The 22,290-nt window shown below is 72.0% G+C and carries 25 protein-coding genes and 1 CRISPR repeat array; of the genes, 12 read left to right on the top strand and 13 right to left on the bottom strand.

Annotation, left to right across the window (positions count from 1 at the left end; translation table 11 throughout):
• The first annotated feature begins 174 nt into the window (after window positions 1-174).
• The 3 genes from AB0P06_RS35115 to AB0P06_RS35105 all read left to right on the top strand — a co-directional run bounded on the left by AB0P06_RS35115 (window position 175) and on the right by AB0P06_RS35105 (window position 3,262).
• Complete coding sequence (locus tag AB0P06_RS35115) at window positions 175-1,002, top strand: hypothetical protein (RefSeq protein WP_363614756.1); 828 nt, start codon at window positions 175-177, stop codon at window positions 1,000-1,002.
• Between the two features lie 145 nt (window positions 1,003-1,147).
• A complete protein-coding gene (locus tag AB0P06_RS35110) occupies window positions 1,148-1,693 on the top strand; it encodes an NUDIX hydrolase (RefSeq protein ID WP_363614754.1) in 546 nt (181 codons plus the stop codon).
• Window positions 1,694-2,056: 363 nt separating this feature from the next.
• Complete coding sequence (locus AB0P06_RS35105) at window positions 2,057-3,262, top strand: MFS transporter (protein ID WP_363614752.1); 1,206 nt, start codon at window positions 2,057-2,059, stop codon at window positions 3,260-3,262.
• On the opposite strand, the gene AB0P06_RS35100 is transcribed toward AB0P06_RS35105, so the two are convergent.
• The 5 genes from AB0P06_RS35100 to AB0P06_RS35080 form a co-directional block, all read right to left on the bottom strand.
• On the bottom strand, window positions 3,175-4,560 hold the full coding sequence (locus AB0P06_RS35100) for a TfuA-like protein (RefSeq protein WP_363614750.1): 1,386 nt from the start codon (window positions 4,558-4,560) through the stop codon (window positions 3,175-3,177). The two genes, AB0P06_RS35105 and AB0P06_RS35100, sit on opposite strands and share 88 nt — an antisense overlap.
• Window positions 4,557-5,729, bottom strand: coding sequence for a YcaO-like family protein (locus AB0P06_RS35095; protein WP_363614748.1), 1,173 nt, complete (start codon window positions 5,727-5,729; stop codon window positions 4,557-4,559). The genes AB0P06_RS35100 and AB0P06_RS35095 overlap by 4 nt, the downstream gene beginning before the upstream one ends.
• A 111-nt stretch (window positions 5,730-5,840) precedes the next feature.
• Complete coding sequence (locus AB0P06_RS35090; RefSeq protein WP_266328455.1) at window positions 5,841-5,999, bottom strand: hypothetical protein; 159 nt, start codon at window positions 5,997-5,999, stop codon at window positions 5,841-5,843.
• A gap of 29 nt (window positions 6,000-6,028) precedes the next feature.
• Window positions 6,029-6,649: a hypothetical protein gene (locus AB0P06_RS35085; RefSeq protein WP_363614745.1), complete on the bottom strand. Its 621-nt coding sequence runs from the start codon at window positions 6,647-6,649 to the stop codon at window positions 6,029-6,031.
• Window positions 6,649-7,287 (bottom strand): hypothetical protein, encoded by a 639-nt coding sequence (locus tag AB0P06_RS35080; protein ID WP_363614743.1) that lies wholly within the window; start codon window positions 7,285-7,287, stop codon window positions 6,649-6,651. The genes AB0P06_RS35085 and AB0P06_RS35080 overlap by 1 nt, the downstream gene beginning before the upstream one ends.
• Before the next feature lie 177 nt (window positions 7,288-7,464).
• Between AB0P06_RS35080 and AB0P06_RS35075 the strand changes: the two genes are divergently transcribed.
• Complete coding sequence (locus AB0P06_RS35075; RefSeq protein WP_363614741.1) at window positions 7,465-8,808, top strand: tetratricopeptide repeat protein; 1,344 nt, start codon at window positions 7,465-7,467, stop codon at window positions 8,806-8,808.
• A 210-nt stretch (window positions 8,809-9,018) separates the two neighbouring features.
• Window positions 9,019-9,816, top strand: a complete 798-nt coding sequence (locus tag AB0P06_RS35070; protein WP_363614739.1) for an HAD family hydrolase — start codon at window positions 9,019-9,021, stop codon at window positions 9,814-9,816.
• A gap of 22 nt (window positions 9,817-9,838) precedes the next feature.
• Here AB0P06_RS35070 and AB0P06_RS35065 read toward each other — a convergent pair whose 3' ends face one another.
• Window positions 9,839-10,411, bottom strand: coding sequence for a maleylpyruvate isomerase N-terminal domain-containing protein (locus AB0P06_RS35065; RefSeq protein WP_363614737.1), 573 nt, complete (start codon window positions 10,409-10,411; stop codon window positions 9,839-9,841).
• 56 nt (window positions 10,412-10,467) lie between these two features.
• Window positions 10,468-11,319, bottom strand: a complete 852-nt coding sequence (locus AB0P06_RS35060) for a toll/interleukin-1 receptor domain-containing protein (protein WP_363614735.1) — start codon at window positions 11,317-11,319, stop codon at window positions 10,468-10,470.
• A 256-nt stretch (window positions 11,320-11,575) separates the two neighbouring features.
• Here AB0P06_RS35060 and AB0P06_RS35055 point away from each other — a divergent pair, with 256 nt between their 5' ends.
• The gene (locus AB0P06_RS35055; RefSeq protein WP_363614733.1) at window positions 11,576-12,223 is read left to right on the top strand and encodes an NAD(P)H-binding protein; all 648 of its coding nucleotides are present in this window, start codon (window positions 11,576-11,578) and stop codon (window positions 12,221-12,223) included.
• A gap of 108 nt (window positions 12,224-12,331) precedes the next feature.
• On the opposite strand, the gene AB0P06_RS35050 is transcribed toward AB0P06_RS35055, so the two are convergent.
• A complete protein-coding gene (locus AB0P06_RS35050) occupies window positions 12,332-13,114 on the bottom strand; it encodes a class III extradiol ring-cleavage dioxygenase (protein WP_363614731.1) in 783 nt (260 codons plus the stop codon).
• A 158-nt stretch (window positions 13,115-13,272) separates the two neighbouring features.
• On the opposite strand from AB0P06_RS35050, the gene AB0P06_RS35045 reads away from it, so the two are divergent.
• From AB0P06_RS35045 to AB0P06_RS35030, 4 genes are all read left to right on the top strand, one after another.
• Window positions 13,273-13,740 carry a MarR family transcriptional regulator gene (locus AB0P06_RS35045; RefSeq protein ID WP_363614758.1) on the top strand — a complete coding sequence of 156 codons (468 nt, stop codon included), beginning with the start codon at window positions 13,273-13,275 and terminating at the stop codon, window positions 13,738-13,740.
• 161 nt (window positions 13,741-13,901) lie between these two features.
• The gene (locus AB0P06_RS35040) at window positions 13,902-14,300 is read left to right on the top strand and encodes a hypothetical protein (protein ID WP_363614729.1); all 399 of its coding nucleotides are present in this window, start codon (window positions 13,902-13,904) and stop codon (window positions 14,298-14,300) included.
• 148 nt (window positions 14,301-14,448) lie between these two features.
• Window positions 14,449-15,003, top strand: coding sequence for a molybdopterin-dependent oxidoreductase (locus tag AB0P06_RS35035; RefSeq protein WP_363614727.1), 555 nt, complete (start codon window positions 14,449-14,451; stop codon window positions 15,001-15,003).
• A gap of 124 nt (window positions 15,004-15,127) precedes the next feature.
• Complete coding sequence (locus AB0P06_RS35030; protein WP_363614725.1) at window positions 15,128-15,493, top strand: nuclear transport factor 2 family protein; 366 nt, start codon at window positions 15,128-15,130, stop codon at window positions 15,491-15,493.
• A 27-nt stretch (window positions 15,494-15,520) separates the two neighbouring features.
• Here the strand turns inward: AB0P06_RS35030 and AB0P06_RS35025 are convergent, their stop codons facing one another.
• Both AB0P06_RS35025 and AB0P06_RS35020 read right to left on the bottom strand, forming a co-directional pair.
• Entirely contained in the window at window positions 15,521-16,519 is a 999-nt protein-coding gene (locus AB0P06_RS35025; RefSeq protein ID WP_363614723.1) for a hypothetical protein, read from the bottom strand.
• A gap of 152 nt (window positions 16,520-16,671) precedes the next feature.
• Entirely contained in the window at window positions 16,672-17,799 is a 1,128-nt protein-coding gene (locus AB0P06_RS35020; RefSeq protein ID WP_363614721.1) for a hypothetical protein, read from the bottom strand.
• An 86-nt stretch (window positions 17,800-17,885) separates the two neighbouring features.
• Here AB0P06_RS35020 and AB0P06_RS35015 point away from each other — a divergent pair, with 86 nt between their 5' ends.
• Window positions 17,886-18,413, top strand: coding sequence for a GNAT family protein (locus AB0P06_RS35015; protein ID WP_363614719.1), 528 nt, complete (start codon window positions 17,886-17,888; stop codon window positions 18,411-18,413).
• 106 nt (window positions 18,414-18,519) lie between these two features.
• Here AB0P06_RS35015 and AB0P06_RS35010 read toward each other — a convergent pair whose 3' ends face one another.
• The 3 genes from AB0P06_RS35010 to AB0P06_RS35000 all read right to left on the bottom strand — a co-directional run bounded on the left by AB0P06_RS35010 (window position 18,520) and on the right by AB0P06_RS35000 (window position 21,474).
• Window positions 18,520-19,164 (bottom strand): LysE family translocator, encoded by a 645-nt coding sequence (locus AB0P06_RS35010; protein ID WP_363614717.1) that lies wholly within the window; start codon window positions 19,162-19,164, stop codon window positions 18,520-18,522.
• Window positions 19,165-19,229: 65 nt separating this feature from the next.
• On the bottom strand, window positions 19,230-20,240 hold the full coding sequence (locus AB0P06_RS35005; protein ID WP_363614715.1) for a LacI family DNA-binding transcriptional regulator: 1,011 nt from the start codon (window positions 20,238-20,240) through the stop codon (window positions 19,230-19,232).
• A 234-nt stretch (window positions 20,241-20,474) separates the two neighbouring features.
• A CRISPR array of direct repeats spans window positions 20,475-20,930; the repeat unit is 27 nt; unit sequence GGGACCAACCCCGCACGCGCGGGGAGC.
• A gap of 232 nt (window positions 20,931-21,162) precedes the next feature.
• Window positions 21,163-21,474 carry a hypothetical protein gene (locus AB0P06_RS35000; RefSeq protein ID WP_363614713.1) on the bottom strand — a complete coding sequence of 104 codons (312 nt, stop codon included), beginning with the start codon at window positions 21,472-21,474 and terminating at the stop codon, window positions 21,163-21,165.
• 264 nt (window positions 21,475-21,738) lie between these two features.
• Between AB0P06_RS35000 and AB0P06_RS34995 the strand changes: the two genes are divergently transcribed.
• Window positions 21,739-22,290 (top strand): alpha/beta hydrolase (locus AB0P06_RS34995; RefSeq protein ID WP_363614711.1); only part of this gene is annotated, 552 nt, incomplete at its 3' end.

Here is a 22,290-nt window from a genome sequence, read left to right as displayed (position 1 = left end):
AGATACGCGCCGACCTCCACCTCGGCCTGCTCCAACTCGCCTGCAGCATCATCTGCCTGCGAAAGCTCCGAACCTCATTCTGAAACGATCAGTAAAGCGGCCCGAACTACCGCCCTGAGCGGAGGCCACGCGAATTCACATGACAGCTGCGGCCGGCTCCGCGATCATTGACCGATGGCCACAGAACCGGACATTCTCAGCCTGAGCATCATCTGCCCACCGCCCGGCGAGGGCGGTGTGGAGGTCCGCCCGATCGTCAATGGCCGGGATCTCCTGGCCGACATATCCCCCCGTGGCGGGGAAGGAGGCCCCTGGTACGTGGGAGGAAGCCCCCGGCGTCTGTTGGGCCCGGCCAGGCCGTTGCATACCACTGCGACGCCCCACGAGGTTCTCCTCGCTCGATCCGGGTGCGGCCTGGAGTGCTGCTGTGGTGCTCTGTACGTGACGGTCAGGTGCGACGAGGAGCACGTCGTCTGGGCGGGCTGGCGCGACCTGGCCAATCAGGATCTCGACCTGCCGGAACTCCGGTTCACCGCGGGCCAGTACGAGGCCGCGGTCCTGCGAGCCGAAGAGGACCGCAGCTGGGAGTGGCGGGCAGGAACGGTTGCGACGCTGCTTGAGGCGGGGCTGAGGGAACGCGAGGACTGGCTCGTCAGGTGGGAGTGCGAGTTGGAAGCCGTCTGGACCTCCCGCGAGGAACCCGATCGAATCCACCTCGTTCTGAGGCACCCCCGTAACCGGGCCGATACGGATCTGCCCTGGATCCAGTTCGGGACGACCCTCCCGATCTCCGCGGACGACCCGTCGGACCAGGCCGAGCACCTTGAAGCGTGGCTGACCGTAGGCGATCCCCGTGCCACCGCCGAGGTCTGGGGAGCTTCGCAGCCCGAGGAACTGGGCTACCCATGGCCGGCCGAGCCGCTGTTCATGGGAACGGCAGGGCGAGGCGAGGTCAGGCCCCTCCCGCCCTTGGGCACCCACTCGCAACCGCCATCCCCGTGAGGACCGTGACCGTGCGGGTGGGGAATCACGTAATGCTGATCATGTAGATCGTGGGGAAAGGCGTGACCACCGACACCGCAACCGCAAGAAGCTCGGTCCCGTGGCGGGCGCCCCCGCCCAGGCCGGGGGCCGTACAGTCCTGGCCATGACGACCGACACCACCGCCGCGTCGTGGCGCGAGATCGAACGCACCACCGTCTTCAGCAAGTTCGGCCGGTCCGTCGACCGCGTCGTCTTCGAACTGCCCGACGGCAGGACGGAGGAGTTCTACCTGAAGAGCGAGCGCCCGGCCGGCGCGGTGCTCGCCCTCACCACCGATCAACGCGTCATCCTCGCCCGCCAGTACCGGCCCGGCCCCAGCCGCGTCCTGTCCGAGCTGCCCGGCGGCTTCCTCGAACCCGGGGAGCAGGCGGCCGACGCCGTCGCCCGGGAACTGCTGGAGGAGACCGGCTACCAGGGCGAGGTCCGGGCGGTCGGGCCGTACTGGCACGACGCGTACTCCGACACCCGCCGGTTCGCCTTCGTCGCCATCGGCTGCACCAAGGTCGCCGAGCCGACCCCCGAACGCACCGAGTTCATCGACGTCGTCACCGTCGGCCTGGAGGAGTTCCGCACCCGCATGCTTCGCATGGGCGAGATGACCGACACCGCCGCGGCCTACCTCGCCCTGGACCACCTCCGGCTCCTGTAGCCCCTGGCGTCCGCGCGGCCGGGTGTCCGGCTGTCGAGTGGCACGGCCGCACAGGGTGGGTGCGTGCCGGATGGTGCCATCTCAACGGCTGTTCGCGGTGGGGAAGTTATCGCTTCGAGGTGCGTCCTGGTGCGTCGGCGACAGACGATCTTCTGGTTGCTCTAGAGTCGGTGCGAGCTTCCCGGTGGCGCCCCCCGCTGCCGGGATTTCGTGTTCTCTGGGCGGAGTTGGATCTTGCGAAACGTGCGTCTGCCGGACCGGGAAGCGCTGGGATCTGTCCCACGGATCGGCTGGGGGGCCCGCGTCCGGGGGGCAGGGGCGCCGCTGGCGATCAGGCCTTACCGGCTGCACTTCACCGCCCGTTTGCTGTCGTGGACCGGGTCGGCGGTCTCGCCGATCGGCCTGGCGTTCGCGGTGCTGCACATCGACGGGGGCGCCAGCGCGCTCGGGCTGGTGCTGGCGGCCGGCGTTGCGCCGCAGATCCTGCTGCTGCTGGTGGGTGGCGTCGTGGCGGACCGGCTCTCCCGGGCCCGGGTCATGGTGTGGTCCAACATCGTCTGCGCAGTGGCGGAAGCGCTGGCCGTCGTGCTGCTGTGGGCCGGGGCCGCCCGGGTGTGGCACCTGGTCGCGATGTCGGCGGCTTGCGGGGCCGCGTCGGCGTTTTTCAACCCGGCGGCCGGCGGCATCGTGGTGGAGGTCGTGCCCGCCGAGATGCGGCACACGGCGAACGCGCTGCTCAAGATCGGGCAGAACACGGTGAAGGTGGCGGGACCCGCGCTGGGCGGTGTGCTGGTCGCGGCCTTCGGGTCGAGCTGGGTGATCGGGTGGGACGCGCTCACCTTCGCAGCCTCGGCGGTGCTCTTCGCGCGGATCGACCTCAGCGCGGGTCCGGTGAAGCTGAAGGCCCGCTTCACCGCCGACCTGCGCGAGGGCTGGGACGACTTCCGTTCCCGGCGCTGGCTGTGGGTGATGGTCAGCCAGTCCGCTCTGGTCGTGCCGGTGTGGTTGGCCGGCTACCAGCTGCTCGGCCCGGTCTACGGGGCCCGGTTCCTGGGCGGTGCGGCGCCCTGGGGCACGGTTGTGTCCGGGTTCACCGCCGGGCTGGTGGCCGGCGCCGCCGTCGCGCTGATGTGGAAGCCCCGTCTGGTCGGGCGGATGGTGTGCCTGGGCACCGGGACGATGGCGCTTCCGCTGGCCGCGATGGCGCTCGCCGCCCCGTTGCCGGTTCTTGTCCTGGCGACCGCGGTGGCCGGTACGGGGCTGGCGATCAGCATGACCGTGTGGGCGTCCCTGGTGCAGGAGCGCATCCCGGCGGACCGGCTGAGCCGGACCACGTCGTACTCGACGCTCGGCCAGATCCTGCCGGTTCCCCTCGGGTACCTCCTCGCGGGGCCGGCCTCCCACGCCTTCGGAGTCCGCTCCACCCTCGCCGCCGGCGCCCTGGTGATCGCGGCGGCCGCCGTCGTGCCGCTGGCGCTCCGTCAGGTGCGCCGGCTCTCGCTGGCCGCCGCCGACGAGGTGACGGCAGCGGGCGGTGAGCTCGTCCCCGCGGCCCGGGCGCCGAGGTAGAAGGCACGGGCGACCTCGATGGCGCCCGCGAAGTCCCGGAACGCTCGGTCGCGGGCCGCCGCGTCCAGCACCTCCCGCTCGGCGTCCGCCTCCAGGTTCCAGCGGGCCGCCAGGTGCCGGCCGATCCGGTCCGGGTCCAGGTGGGCGGGGCTGCGGCGGGCATCTCCGGCTTCGACGGCCGCGTTCAGCGCGAACGCGGCGGCGACCGCTGAGGTGGTCGGCAGGCCCGCGTCGATCAGCTCTCCGGCCTCGGCGCGGGTGGACGGCCACAGCGACCAGGCGCCGTCCAGGCGGGCCGAGCGCACCATCAGGCGAAGCAGCACCTCGCCGGGCTCCAGGCCCCGGATCTCCTCGGGGGTGAGCCAGAACGCCAGCTGCTGCCGCGACATCCCCGCGGTGTCCACTCCCTCGGCGGCGGCGACCCGCAGCGCGGCGCTTTCCAGATCCGCCGCCCCGGTCGCGTTCCGCCGGGCGACGGCGGCCAGGACCCGCGCCCGCCACCGGCCCGCGAAGTGCGGGTCGTACAGCTGCTGGTGCTGGAGCACCGCGAGGAACGGCGCCGTGCCGGTGTCCTTGCCGGGGCGGAAGGTCGCGGCCCAGTACCGCACGAAGCTGGTCCGCCACGGCTCCTCGACCCACGCCCCGGCGCCGGTCACCGGCGGGAGGCCAGCCGCGACCAGGGCGAGCGCGCGCTCGGCGTCCTCCCGTTTGAGGTCGTACGGGTGGGTGCGGCGCCAGACCTCCACCCTCTCGAACGCCTTGGTGGCGCCAGCCGCGCGGGCACCGTGGCCCAGGGCCGGCCACGAGCGGCGGGTGTAGGGCAGGGCCCGGGCGAGGCCTTCGAGGGTGCGCGCGTCGTCCGTACTGATCAGACCGGCCTGCGAGCAGCGGGTGAACGCGGTCCGCAGGTTCACCAGCGCCTCGGCGAGCGGTCGGCCGTCGGGGGTGTGCAGGACGGCCACGTCGTCGTCGGCGTCCAGGACCCCGGCTCGCAACTGGTCGAAGACGGTGCCGACGCCGGTCATGCCGTAGGGGGCAAGCTCGGCGGCGCGAAGAGCGCCCATGCTCGCGGCGCCGACCACGCGCACGCCCTCGGCCAGCAGCAGCAGGATCTCCTTGTGCCGTACGGGCGCGCTCTGGTGCCACAGCCCGTCGATGATCAGGACAATGTCGCCGTGGCCGGCGTCGAGCCGCAGCAGGTCGCCGTGCCGAACCGGCGGATGGCACGCCGCGCCCGGGACGAGTTCGCGGACGCGGGCGGCCGGCAGGGTGGGGCCGGCGAAGACGTGGACTCTCACGTGGCGACCTCCGAAGCCGGGCGGGGGATGATGTGCCGGGCGTCGTAGCGCAGGTGAGGCGCCAGGACCTTGACCACCGCGAACTCCTCGCGCTCGTGCGGGCCCCAGGTCAGGTCGACGACCAGGGGGTGAACGCCGGTGGTGTGGGCGACGAGCGTGGCCAGGTGTCCCGCCTCGCCGTCGTCGGTGGCGAAGCCGACGACGTAGCGGCAGGCGACCGTCGCCCAGTTGGTGACTGGTCCCGGGGTGGGGGTGGGGCCGCGGTGCCCGGTGGCGCGGTAGGCAGCCGGGTGGATGTCCTCGCGGCTGCCGGTGATCTGTGTGAGCCTCGACTGTGCGGCCTCCGTGATCGCCCGCGACAGGGCGACATGCGGGTCCAGATTGGCGCCGGATCCGGAGACCAGCAGCGCGGGCTGGTCCTCGCGCCACAGGTAGCAGGCCATGACCGGGACGCCGAACCGGTTGGGCAGATGCCACAGCTCCAGCCAGACCCGGGCCGCCCGCACCCGGGCGATCAGGTCCGCGCAGTGCGGGTCCTCGACGGTCGCCGGGTCGATCAGCTGAGCGGGCCACGGCCGGCCGGGGCTGGTGAGGTCGCTGATCGTGTCGCGCTCGATCACCTCGCACAGGCCGTGCACGACGGCCTCGGCGCGGGTGTTGCCGGAGGCCAGGCCGTTGGTCGAGGCGCTGGGCAGGTGCAGGCGCCACTGGTCGTGGACCTCGCGGCCCAGGCCCACGCACGCGGCCGGCACCGGCACGGGGGTGTCGTCGACGGCCGAGCGGGCGGTGATCCAGTCCAGGACGGTGCGGGATGTCAGCAGCGAGCCGGGGTGCGACTCCAGAGCGGTGACCGGGTAGGGCAGGCCCATCTCCCGGGCCGGCGCGCGCACCGACGGGGCGGGAACGGTGCGTTCGCCGTGCCATGCCTCGATCGCCTCCATCGCCCCGGACACCCGGGCCGCGTCCAGCGTGGCGCCCTTGCCCTGGGCGACCGAGAGGGTCCGGGCCAGGGGCCGCACCGCCATGGTCACCGGGATGGCGAGGTCGTCCAGGCCGGTCACGTCGGCGACGCGGGTGATCCCGTACGTCGTCAGCAGCGGGCGGATTCGGGTCCAGGTCTGTGCGGGGTGGCGGGTGCGGTGGGTGCCGTCGAAGAACGCCTTGCGCATGCTGCTGCCCTTCCTCCTCAGGATGGCGAAGCCCGGCCGCCGGACACCCAGGTCATGGGCGGTGCCCGGCGGCCGGGCGATCAGCTACTCAACTACCGGCTGCCGGCCGCCTCAGACGGTGGGCAGCTCGTAGGTGTGGGTGTCGGGGAAGGCGGAGTCGGGCACGGCCGGGTCGCCGCCGGAGTTCTGCGGCATGTTGCCCTCGGCGTGGAGCTCGGCCACGAAGTCCGCCGGGTCGACGACGACCCCGGGGGTGGTGATGTCGGGCATGTGCGTTCCTCCTTGAGCTGGACGGGCTGCTACACCGAGAGGTTGGTGAAGCAGATGGTGATCAGTACCTCGCGCGACGCGGTATCGAGCGGGGTACGCCAGTGGGGGATCCGACTGCCGTCGAATCCGGTCAGCACCCGTTGGCGGATCGGGAACAGCCCGCCGCCGTCTGGGTAGGGGGTGTCGGCGAGGCGGCCGGCGACCTGCTCGGTGGTCAGATACCGCAGGTTGGGTAGCCAACCCATCGCGCCGAGGCCCGGGGTGAGGCCGCAGCTGAAGGTGATCTCGCACTTCCCGTCGTCCCGGTGGACGTGCATGTAGTCGCCGGGCGCGTAGTACTTCAGGCCGAAGCGGATCGGAGTCATCCGCCGGTGACCGGTCGCCTCGCCGGCCACGTCCGCCAGCGCCTTCGACATCGCCAGCGAGCTGAGCGCGGCACCGCCGGTGTGGACCCTGCAGCGCTGCGGGGAGGTGATCGAGCCATCCCGCATCGCCAGCAGCCCGGGGCGTTGGTTGTGACGCACCACCGCGTACGGCTCGCACCGCTCGGCCTCGGCCGCGATCTCCTCCCACAGGCCCGCGTCCAGGATGTCGCTCGGCACCGGGGCCCGGCCTTCCGCCAGCCAGGTCTGACGCAGCGTCACCGACATCACAGGTCCATGAACGACATGGTGACCAGCAGGCCCATCGGCAGCGTGAGCCGCGGACGCCAGTGCGGGACGTGGTAGCCGGCGAACGCCCGCACGCTGCCGTTGCCGTGCGGGTGCGCGAGCGCCTGGAAGCCCTCCCCCTCGGGGAAGATGCCGTGCTCGGCGACGACCTCCCCCAGGAAGTCCGGGTGCGCGTTGCGCAGGTGCGGCGCCCAGCCCATTGCCGGCAGGTCCTCGGTGAGCGCGATCCCCACCGTCACCGTGGACTTCACCGAGTCGGTGTGGATGCCCTGGAAGTCGCCCTCCCGGTAGAGGACCACCGCGCCGCCGCGCGGCACCAGGCGCGCGATGCCGGTCGCCTCGCGCAGCCGGGCCAGCAGCACCTTGTCGTAGGCCAGGGCCTCCAGTACCGGCCCGGGCGGGACGAAGCCGCAGTGGACCGGCGAGGCGAACGAGCCGTCCCGGTGCGAGCTGGTGTGGTCGTGCACGTGCGGGGTGACCAGTTCTAGGCGCCCGCGTGACTCCTCGAACAGGGCCTGGAAGCGGTCCGGCGCCAGCACGCCGGGCAGCAGGGCCGTCCCGTTCTCCTCCCAGGCCGCGCGAGCCGGGAGCCGTTCCGCGAGCGCTTCGGTGTCCATCGTCCCCTCCGGATCTCTCGTCTCGGACAGCCGCCCGGTGCCTCGGCCAGGCAGGGGCCCGGCGATTCCCGATCGCCCCGTGCAGCTGACGATAAGTCAACAGCCGGTCACGACCCGCATCTACGGCTCGCGCGGGGGCTACGGTTGAAATCCTTGAATTCCGGGGGAAGGCGACTCATGTCCGACCGCGCCCGCAACACAGCCCTCCAGAACCTCATCCGTGAGACCGGCTGGAACAACGGCCAGTTCGCCCGCGCGGTCAACGCGGTGGGCACCGAGATGCACCTGGGGCTCAAGTACGACGACACCGCGGTCTGCCACTGGCTGACCGGCACCACCCCGCGGGCCAGAGTCCGGCCGGCGATCCTCGAAGCCCTCAGCCGCAAGCTCGACCGGACCATCACGAGCGCCGCCGCCGGCTTCGGCGCCACCGCCCCGGTGCCAGACCGGCCAGACACCGCGACCGCCCTCATCGAGCTCTGGAGAGCAGACATGGACCCCTCCCGCAGGACGGTGCTCGGCGCCGTCGGCCTCTACTCCGTCGCCCTGGCCGTCCCCGGCTGGCCAGACGTCATAGGCCGCGCCCAGCACGTCCGCCAGGCCGGGACCCGTATCGGGGCGAACGAGGTCGCCACCGTCACCGCCATGGCCGAGCGCCTCTCGCAGATGGACGACGAGTTCGGGGGCCGCCTGGCCCGCCCGCTCGCAGCCGCGTTCCTGGGCAGCACCGTCGCCCGCTATCTGCAGTGCGACGCCTCCGAGGCCACGAAGAAGGCGATGTGCTCGGCCGCCGCCGACCTCGCCTACCTCACCGGCTGGATGGCCGTCGACGAAGGCCAACACGGGCTCGCCCAGCAGTACTACACCCAGGCGCTGAACCTCGCCGGAGCCGCCGAGGACCACCTCACGTACTGCACGGCACTGCGCGGCATGAGCGTCCAGGCGGTCGGACTGGGACACGGCCGCAAAGCCCAGCAGTACGCCGACGCCGCAGCGGAGGCCGCCCCGGCGGCCGGCCCGAGAATGCGGGCCTTCCTCGTAGGCCAGCAGGCCCACGCCTCAGCCGCCGTCGGCGAGCGCCACACCGCCCTTCGCCAACTCGCAGAAGCCGAAGCCGCGCTCGACAAGGCGACGTCCGGATCGGCGCACGTCGCCGGCTACCACCCCGCAGCCCTGCACTACCACGCCAGCCACGTCCTGTTCGAGCTGCGCGACCTGGGCGGGTCCATCACCGCCATGCAGGAATCCAACCGCCACCGCCCGCCCACCGAACGCCGCGCACGAGCCCGCTCCACCGCCCTCCTCGCGGAACGCCAGTTTGCCTTCGGCCACCTCGAAGCCGCCTGCGCCACCTGGAACACCTTCCTCGACGACTACCAGCACGTCAGCTCCGCGCGCTGCGACGACGACTTCGCCTCCCTGCGGCGCTGTGCTGCCCAGCACCGCGGCAACAGGATCGCCCGCGCGCTGGGCGAGAGGGCACGAACGCTGGCACCCACCGCCGACCGCCGTCCCATCTGAGCGACCATGTCGATACCTTGGACCCGCCTGGTAGCCGCGGCAGGTGAAAGCCCACCTCACCGGGCGCCCCGGACGGGCATCCTGGGGTGATGAACCGACGATGACCCCGACACCGCTTCTGCGGTCTGCCACCGTTCGTTGCCGTTGCCGTTGCTGCGGATCGGAGACCTCTGCCTTCGGGCGTACACGGTCGTTGTATAGGATCCTGTGATGTTCAACCTTCGCGCGCGCACCGTGGTTTTCGATATCGACGGCACACTCTGCTTCGACGGACGGACGATCGATGACCGGATTCTCGCGGCGATCGACGGGTGCCGGCAGGCCGGCTATCACGCGGTTTTCGCGTCCGCCCGGCCGGTCCGGGATCTTCTGCCCGTGCTCGACGGGGCCTTCCCGTCCGCGACGCTGATCGGCGGGAACGGAAGCCTCGTCTCGGTCGACGGTCAGGTTCGGGCTCGGGCCGCGTTCGACCCCGCCACGCTCGGCGCGCTGATGGACGCGGTCGAGCGGTACGGAGCGACCTACCTCGCGGACGGGCCCTGGGACTACGCGTACACCGGACCGGCGGACCACCCGATCCGGGGCCGTGTCGATCAGGGAAACCTCGCGAACAGGGTGGACATCGCCGAGCTTCCCGAGGTCGTGAAGTTCCTCGTTGTCGGCACGGCGGACACGGCGGACATGGCGGAACTCGCCGAGGCCGGCCGAGGGCTGGGGCTGACGGTCAACCATCACCTCGATGAGGGGATCATCGACTTCGCGCCGGGTTCGACGACGAAGTGGGAAGCCCTGAAGTGGATGGGGCTCAGCGAGTACGTCGCGTTCGGCAACGACATCAACGACTTCGATCTCCTGCGGAACGCGGAGCGGGCAGTGCGCGTCGGCTCGCACCCGGGTCTGGACGAGGTCGCGCAGGTCACCGTCGCGGCCGACCCGGAGGCGGTCGCGGCCGAGATCTCACTGCTGGCCGAGGCGGCCCGGACCAGCCTCCCGGCGACGGCACTCTGAAACCCCGCCCCGCCCCCGGTCACTAGGAGACCAAGGCCGCCCGCCAGGTCCACGAGGCCTTGCGCGGGCGGCCGTTCAGCTCTCCCCGCCCGGTGCACCAGAGCAGGACGTCGGCCGGTTCGCCCGGCGGCGCGCCGGGGAACAGCCGGGCCAGCACCGCGGCGCAGAGCCCGGCCGGCGGCTGCCAGGGCAGGCCGAGGCCGCGGGTGATGTCGTGGGTGTGCAGCAGGGTCTCGGCCACGCCCATCGCGGCGAAGCCGGGCGGGTCGCAGGGGCCGTGGTGCCAGGCCCGCAGCCCGGGCGGGGCCGCGTCCAGGGCGGTGGCCAGCAGGTGGGCGCAGGCCGTGACGACCGCCAGCACCTCGCCGGGGTCGGCCTGTTCGCGGACGGTGAGGTCGAACGGCAGATACCGGTCGGTGGGCCGCGCGGCGAGCTGGCCGGCGTAGGCGAGCAGGTCGTGCGCGACATGGGCGGCCGTCTCCCGGCAGCTCCACTCCAGCAGTCCGGCCGGGGCCTCCCAGCCCGGCCCGGCGGTGTGCGGGCCGAGGGTCCGCAGCAGTTCGGCCAGGGCCGCGCGTACATCGTCACCGTTCATCACATCGCTCCTCTGCCCAGGGCGGCCCGCATCATGCGGGCGATCCCGGTTCGGCGCTACCCCACGATCTCCCCGTCGCAGTCGGACCCGCAGCGCCCGAGGTGGTCGACGCACCTGTACCGCAGACAGCCGGTGCAGATCCTGAGGTTCTCCATCGACCAGCTCTCGCGGTGGCAGGAGCAGAGCGTCCTTTCGCGGAGCCAGGCGTCCCAACCGGCATCTCCGCCGATGGCCGCGTAGCACCAGGCCACGTACTCGGCGACGACCGCGTCCTGCAGATCGCTTCGCCGTTTGGCTCCCCGGTGCCGGTCCAGCGGGGTCAGGAACCAGCAGTAGAGCGCGAAGAAGACCTTCCCGTTGACCAGCCAGTCCGCACCCCGGCCGCTCTTCTCCCAGGCCCGGGCCAGCTGTCCGACGCGCTCCCCGAACGGGCGCGAGGTGTCCATGACGACCGGATTCCCGCTCTGTGGCGGGGGCTTCCTGACTCCGGAGAGCAGGCCGACCAGGGTCGACACCCCGTTGTCCCAGTCGGCGGAGAGGTCCAGCCACTGGAGGTCGCGGAGGGTTTCCCCGCCCCCGATCGTCCGGTCGGGAATGTCATGGGCGGAGAGCTTCAGCGGAATGAACCAGGCCCGGTCGGCCGGATACTTCCGCAACTCGTCGATGGCGAGCACCAGCTCTTCGTTCATGTACGACTTCGACCGCTCGGCACAGTGGGAGGAGAAGCACGCCAGGAAGAACGCCCCCTGCTCGATGGCCGACCTGATCGAGTTGCGCCACCGCGCGCCGGGCCGGATGGAGTCACGGTCCAGCCACACCTCGACGCCGCTCTGCCGTACGGCGGCGACAAGCCTGTTCACCGTTGGTGAATCCTCGCTGACATACGAGACAAAAGCATGTCCAGCCATTTCCGAACTCTCTTCTTCCGCCCGGACGACGTGGGGACTCCGTCCGGGCGCACCGCGCGATGAGCCGGTCGCCTGCGGCGGTTGCCCCTACTGCTTATCGTCAGTCTGACACAAGATAGCTGATTCCACATCAGTTCCGAAGGGGTGGAGGGGAGTCCGTGCACGACCGCCGCCCGCGTGTCCACTCCGTCCGGCCGCGCGCCGGGTGCTACTGCTGGTGGGTATCCCCGGAACCACCCGAGAAGGCAGGTATCCCATGGCCAGAATCGCCGTGATCGGCGCCAACGGCACCATCGGCAGCGCCATCGTCGCGGAGGCGGTCGCGCGCGGACACCAGGTGACGGCCGTCGTCCGCGACCCGGCCCGCTACCAGGGCACGGCGAGGGCGGTCGTCCAGGGCGACGTCCTGAAGCCCGAGGACGTGGCCCGGGTCGCGGCCGGCCAGGACGTCCTGGTGAGCGCCGTCGGCGGCGGCGACGGTCCGGGCCACGTGGCGCTGGTCGAGCCGGCCGCCCGGGCGCTGGTCGAGGGCCTGCGGGCGCTCGGCGGCGAGGCGCCCAGGCTGATCGCGGTCGGCGGCGCGGGCAGCCTGGAGACCGCGCCGGGCGTCAAGGTCTGGGACGCCCCCGGCCTGCCGGACTGGCTGCTGCAGATCATGCACGCCCACGGCGCGGCCCAGGAGTACTTCTCGGGCGTCTCGGACGTCCGCTGGACCACGCTCAGCCCGGCCGCCGAGATCGGGCCGGGCGAGCGGAGCGGCCGCTACCACACCGGCCTGGACCAGCTGCTCACCGACTCCGACGGCAAGAGCTGGATCTCGGTGCCGGACTACGCGGCCGCCCTGGTCGACGAGATCGAGCAGCCCGAGCACATCGGCGAGCGCTTCACCTGCTGTGCCGCGTGAGCGCCGCCGGCCACGGCTGAGCGCACGAAGCTGAGCGCACGAAGCTGAACGCCCGCGGCTGAACGCCCGCCGCGTCGTCCGAACGCCGCGGCCCGCCCCCGGCCGGCCTCAGCCCAGCTGGACCGAGCGCTTCGCGAGCCCCATCCAGAACCCGTCGATCACGCTGCGCTGGCTGCCGAGGTCGGCCTCGCCGGCGCCGAGGGTGACGAACAGCGGCGCGAAGTGCTCGGTGCGGGGGTGGGCGAGCCGGCCGGCCGGGGCCTTCTGCTCGAAGTCGAGCAGCGCGTCCAGGTCCTGGGCCTCCAGGGCGCGCCGGCCCCAGTCGTCGAACTCGGCCATCACCGAGGTCACCCGGCCGTCGGAGCTGAGCGCCCGCAGGTTGTGGGTGAAGAAGCCGCTGCCGACGATCAGCACGCCCTCGTCGCGCAGCGGGGCGAGCAGGCGGCCGATCTCCATCAGCCGCTGCGGGTCCAGGGTGGGCAGGGAGACCTGGAGGACGGGGACGTCCGCCTCCGGGAACATCTCCACCAGCGGGACGTACGCGCCGTGGTCCAGGCCGCGGTCCGGGATGTCCTGGACGGGCATGCCGGGGGCGCGCAGCAGCTTGCGCACGCGTTCGGCGAGCTCCGGTGCGCCGGGGGCGGCGTACTGGACCCGGTAGTAGTGCTCGGGGAAGCCCCAGAAGTCGTAGACCAGCGGCACGGTGGTGACGGCGCCGAGCGAGAGCGGCGCCTCCTCCCAGTGCGCGGAGACCATCAGGATCGCCTTCGGGCGCGGCAGTTCGGCGGACCAGGCGGCCAGCTCGCCGGGCCAGATCGGGTCGTCGGCGAGCGGCGGCGCGCCGTGCGAGAGGTAGAGGGCGGGCATGCGCTCGGGGGCCGCGGTGCTCATGGGCGTCTTCCTCTGGTTCCTCAGGTTGGTCCTGGTGTCGACGGGTGGATCCCGTGAAGCGGGCAATCCCAAAGTAGTTCAATTTTGAACCTCGACACGTCGACCGTACACCTTCGTTCGAATTTGAACAACAGGAGTACGCTTCCTCCATGCCCTCCTTGAACGAACCCCGCTGGCTGGACCAGGACGAGATGGCCGCCTGGCGGGGCTTCGTCGCCGCGAGCAACCTCCTCAACCGCCGGCTGGAACGCCAGCTCAAGGAGGACTCCGGCCTCTCCCACACCCAGTACGAGATCCTGGTGCACCTGTCCGGCGCCCCGGCCGGCTCGCTGCGGATGACCGAGCTGGCGGAGAAGCTGATCACCTCCAAGAGCGGCCTGACCTACCAGGTCACCCAGCTGGAGCGGATGGGCCTGGTCGGCCGCCGGTCCTGTCCGAGCGACGTGCGCGGTGTCTTCGCCGAGCTGACCGACCAGGGCCGGGAGGCGCTGCGGCAGGCCGCGCCCGGGCATGTCGCCCTGGTCCGCGAACTGCTGATCGACGTGCTCAGCCGTGAGCAACTCGCCGTCCTGGCCGAGGGGCTGGGCGAGGTCAGCGCCCGTCTGCGGCTCGACGACCGGGCGTGACCGGGCCCGCGGCCGGGTGACGGCCGCCCCGAATTCCTCTCGGGAAGCTTCCGGCCCCTCTGTCGCCCGGCCACCCCGACCGTGATCGAATATCGCCGAACAGCGTGACGGCCTGGGGCCGGAGGGGTGGGGGAGTGTTCGGCGAGATTCTGCTTGACCTGGTGACGGCTCTGTTCGTTCCGGATCTGGGCGGCGGACGACGTAAGCGCGAGCGGGACAGGGTGGCCTTCCACAAGGGGGAGGCGGTGACCTTCGAGGGCCTTGTCATCGGTGAGCCGCCGTACTGCCGTCCGTCCTACGGCTTTCTGCACGCCTCCCGCACCTCGCTCTGCACCTCGCCCACCAAGGAGGTCGAGACGCTGCGCCGGCCCCTGCCGCTGGACCGGCTGGAGCTGGTCAGGGTGCGCAGTCGGCAGAAGTCGGATCCGCGCGGCATCCGGCCGTACTTCGAGGTCGCCGAGTGCCGGGACGGCGGGGCGGAGGTCCTGATCGTCTGCGCCCCGGAGCACATGGCGTACGTCCGAGAAGCCCTCGGAGGCGGGTTCGGCGGATTTCATTGATCTCGCACCTGCTGGCCGGACGGGCGATCTGCCATTGCGCATACTGCTGAAAGAGTGCCCTTGAGGCCGCATCTGCGAATGCTGCTGCTCGCCCTCGGGTAGTCACTCTCCAGGGTCGCACCGGCGCGGCCCGGGAGGAGCGCGCCGTATGAGCCGCCAGTCGAGCCCCCTGCCGAGGTCCCAGTCGAGCTCCCTGCCGAGCCCGCCGCCGGTCCCTGGTCGGGGCGGGCCGCCCGCCACCGTCCGGCTGCACGGTCACCTCGACCGGCCCGCCGATCTGACCGTCGACCAGCTGCGCGTCCTGCCCGCGTACCGGGTCGAGGTCGTTTTCGACTGCCTGACCGGGGGCGAGCAGCGCCACGGCTACGAAGGTCCCGCCCTCTGGGACGTCCTGCGCGCCGCCGGCCCCCGGATCGACTTCACCGGCCGCAAACAGCGGCTCCGCTACCTGCTGGCGGTCAGCGGCGCGGACGGCCACCGTGCCGTCGTCTCCTGGGCCGAGATCGACCCGGACTTCGGTGGCCAGCGCATCCTGCTGGCCACCAGCATGGACGGCACCCCACTGGACACCTCCGGCCCGCAGCTGGTCGTCCCGGCCGACCGCTGCGGCGCCCGCTACGTCAGCGGGGTCACCGCCGTCTGGCTCGGCCCGCTCGACCCGCTCGGCGAACCGGGCGTGATCGCCGGGCCCGCGTCCGGCTGACACGCGCCCCCGGGGCCCGCGCCGTGCGGGTCCTGTACGGCACCCCCCAACTGGGCTCTGCCGCCCGCCGCTTGTGCGCGACCCCGGCGTGGCGCCTGACGGCGACTCGGGGAAGATGGGCCCCATGAGCATCGATCTCGCCTTCGCGCAGCGCTTCGCCCGGGAGTGGGCCGCCGACTGGAACTCCCGCGACCTGGAGCGCATCCTCGCCCACTACACCGACGACGTGGTCTTCGCCTCGCCCAGGATCGTCCAGTTCATCGGCGATGCCTCGGGTGAGGTGCGCGGCAAGGACGCCCTTCGCGCGTACTGGGCCAAGGGCCTGGAACTCCTGCCCGACCTCCACTTCACCCTGGAGGACGTCCGGGCCTCGGTCGACACCGTCGTGATCAACTACCGCAACGAGCGCGGCCAGGCGGTTGCCGAGGTGCTGACCTTCCGGGACGGACTGGTCTGCCGGGGCCTCGGCGCCTACGGACCGGAGGCCTGACCGGGCTCGCTGCGGGGGTGTTCCGGTTCAGCCCGCAGTCGCCGTGCGGACCTCGGCCACCAGGGCGCGCCAGTCCACCCGTCGGGGCGTTCCGTCGGCCGTGGCGCGGTCCGCGCGGCTGTCCGTTCGGGCGGCGGTCCGTGCGGCCGCGCGGGTGGTGGCCGCCTCGGTGCGACAGGCCCGGCACCGCCGTTCGCCGCTCACGGGGCGGAAGGCCCGCTCGCAGCCGTGGCAGGTGGCCAGCCCCGTCGGCGGCTCGGCGGGAGCGGCCGGTTCCCCGGGCATCTTGCCCTCCAGCCGCCACCGCAGCAGCGCCGCAGGGGACTTGACCCGCGCCGGCAGCCCGGCCGTGAGCGCTTCGTGCAGCGCGGCCGAACTCACGCCCCTGGCCAGCCACTCGGCCGCCAGTGGCGCCAACGTCCGCGCCTCGCGCGCCCCGAGCAGCAGGCGGGGATCGCTGCGCCGCAGCTCCAGCAGCACCCGTTCGGCCGCCGCCAGCGTCGGCGCCGTGGCCGTAGGGGTCGCCGTGCGCTCCAACTCCGTCTCCGTGCCGGTGGTTTCGGACGGGACCGGGAGGGGGGAAGTGTTCTCCCCGGGTGTTACCTCAGGGAGGTCGGTGCCGGAGGCCCGACCGTCCGCCGCGCCGCACGTTCGTTTCCCGGCACCCGGGCGCCGGTCGCGGCGGTCGTGGAAGTGCTCGCCGAACAGCCGCTGCGCCTCCGCCGCGCTCAACGGCACGCTCGACACCAGCGATTCGGTCCGCATCTGCCCGGCCGGGTCGCGCCACTTGGTGGTGTGCAGCAGTCCGGCGCGGGCGAGTTGGCGGCGCGCCCGGTCCGAGGTGATGCGCCCGCCGGTGAGGCCGGCGGTCAGCGCCGTCACCGTCGTGGTCCGGGCTTTCGCCGAACCCAACGCCAGTGCTCGGACAAGCAGTCGAAACGCGGAGTCCGACAACTCCTCGTCCCACACCAGCGCGTTGGCAATCTGCGTGAAGTCGCGCGACGGCGCGATAGCATGCAACAGCATCGTCAGTGGCCTTTTTCCACTTGGCGGATGAAGAGCCCGGCCAGGTGCGCTAACACGTGGCCGGGCTCGCCCCATTCTTCGGGGGCGACCCGTTTCTGGCGGTCACGGTACACCCAAATGACGCCCCGTCAACACGCTGCGCATTGAAACGATTACCCGCTGTGGTGATGATTTGTGTCCTTGACCGGCCGCAGCTCCGGCGCCAGCGGCTCCGCCTTCGACAGCTTCACCGCCGTCCCGCGTGCCAGGTCGAACGCCGCCACCGGGTCGTTCTCCTCCGTCCACGGATGGCAGCCGCACCACGGGCCGATCGCCCGGAACTGCTCCAGCGCCACGTCGTACAGTTCGGCCTTGCCGCTGTAGTGCGCGAGCAGGTGCCGGAGCGCCGGCAGCCGCTCGTCGTCCGCCGGGACCAGCGCCAGCGCGCCCGCGACCGCCCTCAGCCGCCGCTGCGTCGACTCGGCGGTCAGCATCGAACCGACGGTCTTGCGCTCCTCCCGCTCGGCGAGCGCGTGCAGATAGATCCCGGCCAGCGGACTGCCCTCCGGCGCCCCGTCCATGGCGCGCTCGGCGAAGGCCATCATCTGCTTGTCGGAACCGAACCACTTGGCGCACCAGTACTGCATGGCCTGCCAGTGCCCCTGGTAGTGGTGCGGGGCCCGCTCGACCAGCCCGCTCCAGAGCGGCTCGAACTGCTCCGGCTGGTACCGCGCGCCGCGCGCCGCCGTCACCATGACCACCCACGGACCCGGGTTCTCCGGAGCCAGCAGCGTGGCCCGGCGCGCCGCCTCGATCGCGGCGGGCAGCAGCTCCCGGAACTTCGCCATGTCCGCCGCGGGCACCTCGTGGGCGTACGCGGAGCCCCGGATCGCCCACGCGGTGTGCACCAGGTGGCTGGCCTCCACGGTGGCGGCGTCGCAGTTGCCCGGGTCGGCCGAGCGCCAGGCCGTCAGCCAGGCGTCGTCCTCCTTGGCGATCGCCCCGAGCAGCTCCAGCCGCGACCACCGCTCGTCCCAGTCCCGCCCCGCGGCCTCGACGAACGCGGCGGCCGGCCGCCAGTCCCCGCCCCAGGCCGCGTCGGCTATCGCCTGCGACTCCTTGCGGCGGTGAACGGGCAGCGGCGGCCCGGCCCGGCGCGGGTCGAGCCGTTCGCGCGGGGCCAGCCCGTACGCGGCCGCGTCGAACTGGGTCTGCGCCCAGTCCGCCGCCTTGGACTGACGGGTTTTCTTGAGCGCGAAGAAGACGAGAACGGCCACGAGAAGGACCAGAAGATGTGTCACGAGGAAGCATCATCCCTGGTCGGAAGGGGTGAGGGCAACGTAAAAACGACTCGCCCGACGGCCTTTTCCGTGGAAACATGCCCTATATGGGGACGATTCTGCACGGCGCCCGCGTCACTCTCCGTCCGGCCACCACGGACGACATTCCGGCCCTCGCGGCCATCCGCGCCGCACCCGAGGTCTACGAGCGCTGGCGCGGGGGCGACGACCTCGCGGACGCCGTCGCCTCGGACCTCCAGGAGAGCGACACCGAGAGCCTCGCGATCGAGCTCGACGGCCGCGTCGTCGGCGCCATCCAGTGGTACGCCAACAACGACGACGAGTACCGCCACGCGGGCATGGACATCTACCTCGACCCGGCCACCCACGGCCGCGGCCTCGGTGCCGACGCCGTCCGCACCCTCGCCCGCCACCTGGTGGACGACCTCCACTACCACCGCCTGATCATCGACCCGGCCGCCGACAACCAGGCCGCGATCCGCTGCTACGCGAAGGTCGGCTTCCGCCCGGTGGGCACGATGCGCCAGTACGAACGCGGCCCGGACGGGACGTGGCACGACAATCTGCTGATGGACCTGCTGGCCGACGAGCTCGTCGATGAACCCCGTCCGTGAGTGGACGGTGCCCGGGCAGGCGGCTCCGGTGAAGCCGAGCGTGTAACAGAGTACTGAGAGGTGGGAGTTGGCGGTTCTTATTCCTCGCCTCTACACCACTGCACCTCTACGCGCTTTCGACCGCTGTGCCGATCCCGAGCGCCAACAGCACGCCGCCCGTGGTCCGTTCGAGCGCCCGGTGCACGCGCGGACGCCGCAGCCAGGTGAGCGCCCGGGTGGCGACGACCGCCACCGTCAGCAGCCACGCCCCGGCGATCACGGCGTCCACCACGCCGAACAGCATCGTGGTGGCGAACCCGGCCTTCCCGTCCGGCAGGAACTGCGGCACCACGGCGACGAAGAACACGCCGACCTTGGGGTTGAGGAGACAGCTCAGCAGCCCCTGCCGGAACGCCCGCGCGGCGGTGGGTGCCGGGGTGGGCGCTGACGTGGGCGCGGCGTCCGCCGGTGTCCCGTCCGTGCTCTTCCCCGGCCGGTACCGCCAGAGCGCCTGCGCCCCCAGGAACACCAGATACGCGGCCCCGGCCAACCGGACCACGGTGAACGCGGTGTCCCACCGCTGCAGCACCGCGGCCAGCCCCAGTGCGGCGAACACCGCCCAGACCAGCGACCCGGCCGCCGAGCCGAGGGCGGTTGCGGCACCGGAGGCCCGGCCACCGCGCATGCAGTTGCGCAGCACCAGCAGGGTGTCCGGGCCGGGGGCGATCGTGATCAGCAACGCGAAGAGCGCGAAACCGGCCAGAGCCGTCATGGGGGGTGCTCCTTCTTCTTCCCGTTCCTCTTGTCCTGCTCGGCTCGTTCAGCTGCTCGTCTCGTTCAGCAGCCGCAGGACCGCCGGACCACCAGGCGCGCCGGGAACATCCGCGCACCCGCCTGACCCTCCTGCGGCTCCTTGCCCAGCACCAGATCGACGGCGGCCCGCGCCATCTCGTCCTGCGCGGTGGCGACGGTGGTCAGCGCCGGCCCCGCGATGACGGCCTCCGCGATGTCGTCGAACCCGGCCACCGCCAGATCCTCCGGCACCCGGATCCCCAGATCGTCGGCGGCCCGCAGCAACCCGATCGCCTGGTCGTCCGTCGCGCAGAACACGGCGGACGGCCGGTCGGGCCGCGCCAGCAGCACCAGCGCCTCGGCATGGGCCCGCACCCGGTCGAACGGCGCCGACGTCAGCCGCCCCTCCGTCGCCAGCCCGGCCTCCGCCAGCGCCGCCGCCCACCCGGCGGTCCGGCCGGTCACCGGATCGTTCGGGCTCAGCGCCAACGTCCCGCCGAAGCAGTGCACCTCCGCGTGCCCGTGCCCCAGCAGATGCCGCACGACCTCCCGGGCCCCGCCCTCGTCGTCCGCCACCACGGCAACGCCGCTCTCGGTCTCCGCCCGGTGATGCAGCAGCACCACCGGAGTTTCGTTCCCCGCCCCGAGCCCGGCCACCCCGGGCACCGCCGGATCCTGCGTGACCAGGATCAGCCCGTCCACCTGCATACCGAGGAACGCCCGGATGTAGTGCGCCTCCCGCTCGTCCACATAGTCCGAGTTCCCGATCAGCAACAACCGCCCCCGCGCCGCGGCCGCCTGCTCCACCATGTGCGCCAGCCCGGCGAAGAACGGCTGCCGCGCATCCGGCACCACCATCCCGATCAGGTTCGTCCGCCGCCGCGCCATCGCCTGCGCGACCCCGTTCGGCCGGTACCCCAACTCCTCGACCGCCGCCAGCACCCGCGCCCGCGTCGCGGCAGCGACGGGCCGCGGCCCATTGTTGATCACATAACTCACAACCGCGGTAGACGTCCCCGCCACCCTCGCCACATCGTCCCGCGTCACCCTCGCCATGCCCGCGAGCCTACACACCACCCCTGACAGGCCGATTCGCTGTCCATAACGGGCCGGAGGAGCCCCGCCGGGGCGGGGAAACAGGCCAGGGCCATCACGACGAGGCCGGCGATGATGGGACCAACCCCGCACGCGCGGGGAAGCGGGAGGATCTATGTACGACGAGTACAAGGAGCCGGATCCCCTCACACCCGGGGAGCAGGTGGTGTACCCGGAGGCCGAGCCGGTGTGCGTGGGACCAACCCCGCACGCGCGGGGAGCAGCCCCACAGGGCGTACCGAGGGAGATCATCCCCGGGACCAACCCCGCACGCGCGGGGAGCGGATTAGTTTGGCCCCCGCCGTAGCGGGCGCCGTGGGACCAACCCCGCACGCGCGGGGAGCGGATCCCGGCAATCCCGCCCAGCAGCCCCAGCAGGGGACCAACCCCGCACGCGCGGGGAGCAGAGACCAGCCCGGACGAGCATCACGGCGGCGGAGGGACCAACCCCGCACGCGCGGGGAGCAGCCGCTGCCGCTCGACTTCCTCCACGTGATTCCGGGACCAACCCCGCACGCGCGGGGAGCAGTGCCCGACGACGACGTTGCCGGACTGGACCTGGGGACCAACCCCGCACGCGCGGGGAGCAGCCGGCGCCCAGCTCACTCCTGCCGAGATCGCCGGGACCAACCCCGCACGCGCGGGGAGCAGTCTTGCTGACCTGGGACTTTAGCTGGCCGACTGCCCGATCTGTGCAACTTTCAGTGAAACGGACATACCACCCATTCCTTTCTATGGGTCGGCAGCAACGCCAACTTTGCTGCCCGAGCCGGGTTGTGCCAGCAGGCACGGGCCGCGCGGCAGCCTACCCCGCGTGCCACCGGTTCCGGCCGCTCGCAGCGTCGGACGGAAACCTTGGCGGCGAATCCCGGGCGGTGAGGCGTCAGGCCATCCGTTCGACCGCCTCGAAGATGTCGGCGCCGCTCTCCTTCTGCGACTTTGGCAGTGCGTCCCAGTCCGCCACGTAGCTCGGCTTCGGGTCCTCGATGTACTTGTGGATCCGGGCGAGCCCGCAGAGCGCGACGAAGCGTCCCTTCTGCTCGCGTGTGAGCCCGGCCGTCGTGTCGCCACGCACCTTCGCGAAGTCCCGCACCTTCCCGAACACCGCTGCCGCGGAACGACGTTCCCAGTCCGGCGTCTCCTCCCGCTGAACGATGTGTCCCGGCTTCGGCTCCCCGGGGAAGTGCCGTTTCACCCCGGCGACCCACGCTCCTCGGAAGATGCCAGTCGTCGGCCATGGCCATCGCTCCTTCTCGTCAGCCGGCACGGGACAACGCCGAGATCTGGTAATGCAGTTCAGCTCCGGGCCGACGACCTCGACCTGTGACCTTCGCCCGGCAGGTGATTGACTGCACCGCATGGACCTCGCGCGAGCGTTCCCCGCATGCACGGACGTGCTGACGAGCTGTTCCGACCGGAATGTCGGCCGGTATTCCCTCGCCCGACGGGATGGCCTGGCATGAGCATCGGTGGCATGTCGCCGGAGCCCGGTCCTGTCCCGAAGGCCTGGGAGGCGCCACCTTTCGACCCCGAACTGAGTGCGGCGCTGGCGGCTTTGGGAGACGAGGCAAGGGAGCCGCTCACCCCGGAGAGCCTCGCGGCCCGGCAGGAGCGGGATGTTGCGGCCCGGCCCAGGCCGACGGTCCGGGATCTCCGGGCCGGCGGCCGCTTCGAGGTGGACGAACTGCGCGTGCCAGGAACGTCGGACGGGCAGGACGTCACGCTCGTGAGTGCGCGGCCCGCCGGGATCGCCGGGCCGTTGCCGCTGCTGTACTACATGCACGGCGGCGGAATGGTCATGGGCAATGCGTGGTCCGTACTTCCGCAGCTGCTCCACGAATGGGCTCTCACGCTGGAGTTGGCCGTCATCTCGGTCGAGTACCGGTTGGCACCGCAGGCGCAGTACCCCGGGCCGCTGGAGGACTGTTACGCCGGATTCGTCTGGGCGGCCGCGCACGCGGCCGAACTGGGCGTCGACGCGGACCGCATCATTGTCGGAGGGAAGAGTGCC

Origin of the sequence: Kitasatospora sp. NPDC088351 (assembly GCF_040685575.1) — a bacterium.
Lineage (GTDB): Bacteria > Actinomycetota > Actinomycetes > Streptomycetales > Streptomycetaceae > Kitasatospora.
The sequence above is the reverse complement of the archived record's forward strand: the minus strand, read 5'-3'. Positions and strand labels throughout refer to the sequence as shown.